This is a genomic window from Alteromonas sp. KUL49 (assembly GCF_006538345.1).
In the GTDB taxonomy this organism is placed as follows: domain Bacteria; phylum Pseudomonadota; class Gammaproteobacteria; order Enterobacterales; family Alteromonadaceae; genus Alteromonas.
On the sequence record NZ_BJKL01000026.1, the window covers coordinates 1 to 2,046 of the forward strand.

Here is a 2,046-nt window from a genome sequence, read left to right on the forward strand (position 1 = left end):
GATCATTGTTGCTAATCATCCACAATTCTTAGGCTTTACACAATAGAACCATCAGTTTATGTGAATATTTCTGCTATTCGATGAAGAATAGAAACGCTGAATGATTCAAGCGCCAAAGCCAGATACGAAAAAGCCTCCCATAAGGGAGGCTTCAGATTGCTGACGAACCCCACTTTTTGAAGTGGGGTTCTCGTTTTTCGAGCGGCCGTAGGCCGCGATCGCGATAGTTTTTTTATTATGCGAAGTTTGGAAGAGCCCAACACTTAAATTGGCATCTAGACGCCATAATTTGACGTATTTGGGACATATTTAGCCCTATTTTTTGTAAATAGCTCACCACCAAGGCTATCTTCTTGATGTTTTGAGCGGCAGCTGCCAACCAACATTGCATTTGCACTTTCGAGAGCCCGCGGAAGCGGGCATAACGGTGACCATGGTGCTGCTTAGCGTCGGCGAAGCTCCGCTCTACCGTCTCACTTCTTCGCCTATACGCGTTTTTTCCATAAGGTGAGAGCCGCATTTGGTTGGCTCTATCCATCGCGTCCGTATAGATATGTCTTGTAATGACTTTCTTTATAGTTTTTACTTTGCGTACAGTCATCTCTCATTGGACAGAACGCACACTCTTTCGGGTCGGAGTGATACTCACGATACGCATCTCTAGACGTTGGTTTTATAGATGAGCTCTTGACCGTTAGGGCAGCGTTAACTGTCTCGCTCTCCATTGTAGATGAAGTGCTTTTTCTTGAACGCATTCTTTGTTCTCGATGGTCTGCGATAACCGAACACGCCTAAGATATTTCGACGCTCTAATGACTCAGCGACTGGCGCAGTGAAGTAGCCCGCGTCGAGTCCAACGGCGATTGGATTAAGGTTAAATTGCTCTAGGGTATAGTCCAGACGCTTCACATAAGGTTGAGAGTCATTGATATTACCTGCTGTGACATGGGTATCTAAGATAATGCCATGCTGTCCATCCACTGTACGGTGGTCGAGATAGAAGAAGCCTTGGGGCTTATTATCTCGAGTCATGAAGCCACTTTCCGGGTCGGTAGTACTCGTTTTGGTGCTCTTAGTTTTAGGCTCAGCGGTACGTGACTTTAGAGGTTTCTTACCCTCTTTCTCTCGGTCTAGCGCGACATCTTCATCGAGCATATCAAGATAAGCACTGGCGCGAACCTTAGTCACTTTGTTCGTGTGCTTATTTTTGTTGGCATTGGCTTTTAGGTGCGTGCTGTCAGTAAATAGTTCTTGGCCTGCGACCAAACCTTTCGCCATTGCCTGCTCTACGATATTGATAAAGATACGCTCAAACACATCGGTACCATTAAAGCGGCGAATACGGTTTTGGCTGAGTGTCGATGCATGGATAACTTTCTCTGTCAGTGACATACGCAGGAACCATCGATAAGCGACATTGACTTCAATCTCTTTCACGAGTTGTCGCTCGCTTTTTATTCCGAAGAGGTAACCAAGCAGGATGATTTTAAACAGGCGTACAGGGTCAACAGGTGGGCGACCGTTGTCTTTACAGTAGAGGTGAGCGACTTCATTACGGATAAACTCGAAGTCGATGGCTTTATCTATCTTACGAACTAAATGGTTCTGAGGAACGAGCTGTTCCATGGTGACCATTTCGAGTTCATATTGTTGAGGTGAAGGCTCTTGAAGCATAGTGAGATATCCATATTTCGATACCCCTATTAGATCAAAGGTCTAGCTTGAAAGCTAGACCTTTGTCAGCAGTCTGAAGCCTCCCATAAGGGAGGCTTCAATTTAGACTTACTTAGCTCTTTAGGCTGTTGCGTGAGTGATTTGCTCTACGCGAAAGCGACTAAGGAAGTTTAACATCTGATAGGTCTTCACCTGCACCGATTGCTTTCATTTCGCCAGCAACGATTTCAGCTAGTGGACCTAGGATAACCTGTAGGTTGTTTTCACCTAGTTTAACCACACCTTTCGCACCTAGTTTCTTAAGAACAGCTTCGTCAGCTACTGAGCGGTCTTTAAGAGTTAGACGTAGACGAGTAATACAAGCGTCGATTG

At 45.4% G+C, this 2,046-nt stretch carries 1 protein-coding gene and 1 pseudogene; both read right to left on the reverse strand.

Going from position 1 to position 2,046, the window contains the following annotated elements:
* Positions 1–235: 235 nt before the first annotated feature.
* Positions 236–1,674 (reverse strand): annotated as a pseudogene (locus EYS00_RS20320) (IS1182 family transposase).
* 160 nt (positions 1,675–1,834) lie between these two features.
* On the reverse strand, positions 1,835–2,046 hold a 212-nt coding region (locus tag EYS00_RS20325; protein ID WP_165399447.1), incomplete at its 5' end, for a PTS transporter subunit EIIB.